Source organism: Lelliottia sp. GFLA7 (genome assembly GCF_056490165.1).
On sequence record NZ_JBWLAQ010000005.1, the window covers coordinates 181,195 to 187,642 of the forward strand.

General features: G+C 54.5%; 5 protein-coding genes. 1 reads left to right on the plus strand and 4 read right to left on the minus strand.

Features of this window, described 5'->3' with window-relative positions:
• Positions 1–79: 79 nt before the first annotated feature.
• From sstT to AC07RN_RS15880, 4 genes are all read right to left on the minus strand, one after another.
• Positions 80–1,321, minus strand: coding sequence for a serine/threonine transporter SstT (gene sstT / locus AC07RN_RS15865; protein WP_015960528.1), 1,242 nt, complete (start codon positions 1,319–1,321; stop codon positions 80–82).
• Positions 1,322–1,698: 377 nt separating this feature from the next.
• A complete protein-coding gene (locus AC07RN_RS15870; RefSeq protein ID WP_015960527.1) occupies positions 1,699–2,667 on the minus strand; it encodes a TerC family protein in 969 nt (322 codons plus the stop codon).
• A gap of 422 nt (positions 2,668–3,089) precedes the next feature.
• Positions 3,090–4,088, minus strand: coding sequence for a Gfo/Idh/MocA family protein (locus tag AC07RN_RS15875; RefSeq protein WP_015960526.1), 999 nt, complete (start codon positions 4,086–4,088; stop codon positions 3,090–3,092).
• Between the two features lie 245 nt (positions 4,089–4,333).
• A complete protein-coding gene (locus AC07RN_RS15880; RefSeq protein ID WP_478336792.1) occupies positions 4,334–4,834 on the minus strand; it encodes a YgjP-like metallopeptidase domain-containing protein in 501 nt (166 codons plus the stop codon).
• Positions 4,835–5,042: 208 nt separating this feature from the next.
• Here AC07RN_RS15880 and rlmG point away from each other — a divergent pair, with 208 nt between their 5' ends.
• Positions 5,043–6,179, plus strand: a complete 1,137-nt coding sequence (gene rlmG, locus AC07RN_RS15885; protein ID WP_478336793.1) for a 23S rRNA (guanine(1835)-N(2))-methyltransferase RlmG — start codon at positions 5,043–5,045, stop codon at positions 6,177–6,179.
• Positions 6,180–6,448: the final 269 nt, after the last annotated feature.

Genomic DNA, 6,448 nt, shown 5'->3' on the forward strand with positions numbered 1-6,448 from the left:
ATGCCCTCACCCTGACGCTCTCCCACGGGGAGAGGGCACAAACACTAAAAACGGCAACCTCAGGGTTGCCGTTTTGCTGTTAACCTCGTAACGCGTTCTTCGCTAAACGCGCGTCTTCCGCCTGACATACCGCAGCCGTAAACATCACGTCCGTTGAGGAGTTAATCGCGGTTTCGCACGAGTCCTGCAACACGCCGATGATGAAGCCCACTGCAACCACCTGCATGGCAATTTCGTTCGGGATGCCAAACATATTACAGGCCAGCGGGATCAGCAGCAGTGAACCGCCCGCCACGCCCGACGCACCACAGGCGCACAGTGCCGCTACGACGCTCAACAGCAATGCCGTCGGCAGATCCACCGGAATGCCCAGCGTATTTACCGCCGCCAGCGTCAGCACCGTAATGGTGATCGCTGCACCCGCCATATTCACGGTTGCGCCCAGCGGAATCGACACGGAATAGGTATCGCGGTCCAGATTCAGCTTTTCGCACAGCGCCATGTTAACCGGAATATTCGCCGCTGAACTGCGGGTGAAGAACGCCGTCACGCCGCTTTCGCGCAGGCACATCAACACCAGTGGATACGGATTGCGACGGGTTTGCAGGAACACCAGCAGCGGGTTAATCACCAGCGCGACGACCGCCATACAGCCGATCAGCACCAGCAGCAGTTGGGCATAACCCCACAGTGCGGAGAACCCGGTGGTCGCCAACGTAGAAGAGACCAGACCAAAAATACCAATCGGTGCGAAGCGAATCACCAGCTTAACGATAAACGTTACCGCGTCGGAAAGATCGTTGATCAGGTTTTTAGTGGTTTGATTGCTGTGGCGCAGGGCAAAGCCCAGACCCACGGCCCACACCAGAATGCCGATGTAGTTAGCGTTGATCAGTGCGTGAATAGGGTTGGCGACGACGCTCAGCAACAAGCCGTGCATCACTTCAACAATACCCGCAGGCGGCGTGATGTCAGTTGCGCCAGTGCTCAATTGCAGCGTGGAAGGGAAGATAAAACTCACCAGCACGGCAGTCAGCGCCGCCGAGAACGTGCCCAGCAAATACATCCACAGAATCGGACGGATATTGGTTTTTTGGCCGTGCTGATGATTGGCAATAGAGGCCATCACCAGCGTTAAAACGAGTATTGGCGCTACGGCTTTCAACGCACCGACAAACAGCGTGCCGAGCAGGCCGGTCGCTTCAGCCGCCGGTTTTGAGATCAGTGCCAGCAGAATACCCAAAACCAGGCCTGCCAGTATTTGTTTAACCAGGCTGCCCTGCGTCAGACGCTTGAGCAGACCAGACGATTGCATGGTCATAGTCAATCCTTAAGTGAAATTGCGTTCCATCCTGGATGCGTTCTAGGCCGCATTTATGTCCGGATGTAAGTAAATGTTTGCCTAGTTGAGTATAGGGAAAGCACGCCGAGGGGGAAGTGTAAAATGCTGGAATTTACGTACTGCGTCATATTTTTTAACTGTAAATTAACATTATTGTGGGTTGTGTGAGGTAAAAGCAAAACGGTCACAACCGTGACCGTTTTTAATGTTTGCTCCCTCTCCCGTGGGAGAGGGCCGGGGCGAGGGCATTAGACCGCACACGGTAAAAGCAAAACGGTCACAACCGTGACCGTTTTTAGTGTTTGCACCCTCTCCCGTGGGAGAGGGCTGGGGTGAGGGCATCAGACCGCAGAAGTTTACTGCGCCTGCTGTTTCTTATCGTTCTGATGGTTAACCCATGCGTTAATCACCAGCGTCAGCGCCAGAATACCAAACACAATCCCCAACGAAATCGCGATCGGAATATGGTAGAAATCAACGATCAGCATCTTGATACCGATGAAGACCAGAATCACTGACAGACCATACTTGAGCATGGAGAAGCGCTCAGCCACGCCCGCCAGCAGGAAGTACATCGCACGCAAGCCGAGGATCGCAAACAGGTTAGACGTCAGGACGATGAACGGATCGGTGGTCACCGCGAAAATCGCCGGAATACTGTCGACCGCGAAAATCACGTCGCTAAGCTCAACTAAAATCAGCACCAGCAGTAGCGGCGTGGCAAACAGCAGGCCGTTCTTGCGCACGAAGAAATGCTCGTTGTCGATGGTGTCGGTCATGCGCAGATGTCCACGGATCCATTTCACCAGCGGCTTCTCGCCAATCCCGGTTTCATCCTCTTTTGCCAGTGCCATTTTGATACCGGTGAACAGCAGGAATGCGCCAAACACGTACAGCAGCCATTCGAACTGCGTAATCAGCCAGCTACCGGCAAAGATCATGATGGTACGCAGGATGATCGCACCCAGCACACCGTACACCAGCACGCGGCGCTGAAGGGCAGCAGGAACAGCGAAATAGCTGAACAGCATCAGCCAGACAAAGACGTTATCGACGGCTAAGGCTTTCTCAATCAGATAACCCGTGAGGAAGGCGAGCGCCTGAGGATCGGCCACCGCACGGCCTTCGGTTGAGGCCAGATACCACCAGAACGCGGCGCAGAACAGCAGAGAGAGGGTGACCCACACCAGCGACCAGGCGGCGGCTTGTTTCATGGTCATGCCATGTGCGCCACGACGACCCTGTAAAAACAGATCGATCGCCAGCATGATGACTACCACGACTGCGAATCCGCCCCATAACATTGGAGTGCCGACAGAATGCATACTATTTTCCTTACGCTACGAGCCTACTCCACAAGACTATTTTGCTTGCCATTTTGAACCTCGGCGGTGCTCGCAATTCTTACGTACTCCGTGTACGTTCCGGTTGCTTCGCGCTGCCCGTGTTCAAACTGTCTGCGCCAATAACGCCTTCTGGGTCGGCTCTAAAAAAACAAAAACGGCTAACGTCAGAAGACGATAGCCGTTGCGTTTTTTATGCAGGGACCTCGCCTTCCGGCAAGGTCTCACTTACAACCAAAAAGAACACGTTTTCGTGACTCTTTTTCGTTGCCCGGCGACCGGATGCGGTATTGCACGCATCGTAATGACGACCCACCGGCAATGAAGTTACTCCCCTTTGCAGGTAACAAAATATGTCAGCAGACGCGTTTCGTCAATGGCTGGCCGAATTCTATTACACAGCTTTACGCGGTGACTTCAGCACTCACGCCATCCGCAGGGAACACCACGCCGGTCTGACGACGGATTTCCGTCTGCAGTTTCGCCGTCGTACGGCTCACCGCCAGCCCAGGGTGATTCACTTCATTATTTTCTACCAGACGAGCGAAGACCTCTGCCTCATAGAGCATAGTGTTAATATGTTGAGGCTGCGTCAGCTCCTGCGGCTTTCCACCGCGCGGCACAAAGCTCACCTTTTGACATTCTGAGATTTTCTCGATAACCATTGAACCGGCTTCGCCCTGAATTTCGCTCGGCAGCACGGAATCGCTGACCTTAGAATGCTGCAGCGTCACGCTGAAATCACCGTAATCCAGAACTACCACACCGTGCGCGTCCACGCCGCTGTCCAGCAGGCTGGCGGTGGCCATCACGCCGTGCGGTTCGCCCCAGAGTGCTACCGCAGAAGCCAGGCAATAAAAGCCGATATCCATAATCGACCCATTCGAGAACGCCGGATTAAAGGTGTTTGGGTTTTCGCCATCCAGGTAACGCTGATAGCGCGAGGAATACTGGCAGTAGTTAATAAACGCTTTACGCACTTTCCCGAGCTTGGGCAGCGATTGCTGTACCAGCAGGAAATTCGGCAGGCTGGCGGTTTTGAACGCTTCGAACAACACCACCTGGTTTTCGCGCGCCAGAGCGATAGCGGCTTCCACTTCCTGAATATTCGACGCCAGCGGCTTCTCGCAAATCACATGCTTTTTATGGGCGAGGAACTGTAGGGTTTGTTGCGAATGCAGAGCGTTCGGACTGGCGATATAGACCGCGTCAATTGCGTCGCTTTGCGCCATGTCGTCGAGCGAGGTAAACAAATGTTCGACGGGATAATCGCTTGCAAAGGACTGCGCCTGTTCAAGGCTGCGGGAATAAACGGCGGTGAGTTTATATTTGCCGGTTTCATGGGCGGCGTCGACGAACTGGCGAGTGATCCAGTTCGTACCAATAACTGCGAAACGTATCATAAACGTTCACGTACTCCGTAGCGGGGAACCTTTTGTCACTGTAGCACGGCATCATGACAAAACCAGTGTCTTACCCGTCATTCTTCACGCTGCAGATACGATGGCTCTCCTCGCTCACCCCCGTCACTGACTGGAGTCAGCTCCTGGGGACTCACTACGTCGTTACTCGGCCTAGCCCTCGCCCCTTCGGGGTCAGCGCCAGCGCTGCTCAAGGCACAAGCGCCTTGTCCTGCAACTCGAATAATTTAGGAGCAACTACTTAACGATAAATGCGTTAGCCACAGGCGCGTATCAAACTCAAGCTGGTGGTACTGCGGTTCCATATGGCAGCACAAAGAATAGAACGCTTTGTCGTGCTCTTTTTCCTTCAGATGCGCCAGTTCGTGTACCACGATCATGCGCAAAAACGCTTCCGGCGCGTTGCGAAAAACGGTCGCCACGCGGATCTCCGCCTTGGCCTTCAGCTTGCCGCCCTGCACGCGCGAAATGGCCGTATGCAAACCCAGCGCGTTCTTCAACACGTGGATCTTGTTGTCATACATCACTTTATTGATTGGCGGGGCGCTCTTCAGATACCGGTTTTTCATATCCTGCGTATACTGCCAAAGGGCCTTGTCGGTCGCGAAATCGTGCGTGCCCGGATAGCGTTTTTCCAGCACCGATCCCAGCTTTTTCTCAGTAATTAACGTGCGAACCTGAGTCAGTAAATTCTCCGGATAGCCCTGGAGATAAGTTAGTTGGTTCATCAAAGCCCCAAATGAAGAGGAAAACGGGTATACCCTTCATCCTTCCCGTTGTCTCTGCGTTGGCTGCGTCTGCTCACCCCAGTCACTTACTTGTGTAAGCTCCCGGGGATTCTCAGACTTGCCGCCTTGATACAACTTGAATGATTTTGGGTATATACTCACGCACCCTTTTCAGGGATACGCCAAATTTTACCATTCAGGAGGGCCGATGAGCCACTTAGACAACGGTTTCCGTTCACTCAACCTTAAACGTTTCCCGGAAACGGACGACGTTAACCCGCTGCAGGCGTGGGAAGCGGCGGATGAATATTTGCTGCAACAGTTGGATGACACCGAAATCAGCGGCCCGGTTCTGGTCCTGAATGATACCTTCGGTGCGCTGGCCTGCGCGCTGGCCGAGCACACGCCTTACAGCATCGGCGACTCCTATCTTAGCGAACTCGCCACCCGCGAGAACCTGCGCCATAACGAGATTGCGGAATCCAGCGTCAAGTTCTTAGACAGCACCGCGGAATACCCGCAGGCGCCGGGCGTTGTGCTGATTAAAATCCCTAAAACGCTGGCCCTGCTGGAACAGCAGCTGCGCGCGCTGCGTCTGGTCGTGACGCCGCAAACGCGCATTATCGCGGGCGCAAAGGCGCGTGATATTCACAACTCCACGCTGGAGCTGTTCGAAAAAATTCTGGGTACCACCACCACGACGCTGGCCTGGAAAAAGGCGCGTCTGATCAACTGTACCTTCACGGAGCCTGCGTTGGTTGACGCACAGCAGATGCTAAGCTGGAAGCTGGAAGGCACCGACTGGACTATTCATAACCACGCGAACGTCTTCTCCCGCACCGGGCTGGACATTGGCGCGCGCTTCTTCCTGGAACATCTGCCGGGCAACCTGGAAGGCGAAATCGTCGATTTGGGCTGCGGTAACGGCGTGGTAGGCCTGACGCTGCTGGAGAAAAATCCGGAGGCGAGTGTCCTCTTTACGGACGAATCGCCAATGGCTGTCGCCTCCAGCCGCCTCAACGTTGAAACCAATATGCCCGAAGCGCTGGATCGCTGCGAGTTTATGATCAACAACGCGCTGTCCGGCGTTGAGCCGTTCCGCTTTAACGCCGTGCTGTGCAACCCGCCGTTCCATCAGCAGCATGCGCTGACGGATAATGTCGCGTGGGAGATGTTCCACCACGCGCGCCGCTGCCTGAAAATTAACGGCGAGCTGTACATTGTGGCGAACCGTCACCTGGACTATTTCCACAAGCTGAAGAAGATCTTCGGTAACTGCACAACGATTGCGACCAACAATAAATTCGTGGTGCTCAAAGCCGTGAAGCTGGGTCGTACCCGCTAAGATTTGGGGGGAGTGAGGCCTGATGCCCTCACCCCGACCCTCTCCCACGGGGAGAGGGTGCAAAGACTAAAAACGGTCACGATTGTGACCGTTTTGCTTTTAAAGTGTGCAGTCTGATGCCCTCACCCCGGCCCTCTCCCACTGTACGGTCCGGAGACATGGCAGACAGGTGTTCGGAGACATGGTGAACACTTTTTAACATCCTTTACCCAGGGTGATCGACTTTTTCTTCAGGTCGACCACCCCCACTTTCGTGCTGTACCACCACA